Origin of the sequence: Sabulibacter ruber (assembly GCF_017355955.1) — a bacterium.
GTDB classification, from domain to species: domain Bacteria; phylum Bacteroidota; class Bacteroidia; order Cytophagales; family Hymenobacteraceae; genus Nibribacter; species Nibribacter ruber_A.
The window spans coordinates 1-245 of sequence record NZ_JAFFID010000203.1 but is presented as its reverse complement, the minus strand read 5'-3'; the positions used below and the strand labels follow the sequence as shown (position 1 = coordinate 245).

The following is a 245-nucleotide window of genomic DNA, read 5'->3' as shown; positions in this document are numbered from 1 at the left end:
CGACCGACGAGGTGTACGGTTCGCTGGGCGAGACCGGCTACTTCACCGAGGAGACGCCCTACGACCCGCGCTCGCCCTATTCGTCGAGCAAGGCGGCCTCGGACCATCTGGCGAACGCGTGGCACCACACCTACGGCCTGCCGGTGGTGATCAGCAACTGCTCCAACAACTACGGCCCCTGCCAGTTTCCGGAGAAGCTGATCCCGCTGACCATCCTGAACGCGCTGGAGGGCCGCCCCCTGCCG

1 protein-coding gene is annotated in these 245 nt (G+C 66.9%); it reads left to right on the top strand.

Annotation, left to right across the window (positions count from 1 at the left end; all coding sequences use genetic code 11):
* Nucleotides 1-245, top strand: a 245-nt coding sequence (locus JT719_RS25055; protein WP_207436493.1) for a GDP-mannose 4,6-dehydratase, incomplete at both ends; no start/stop codon positions are given.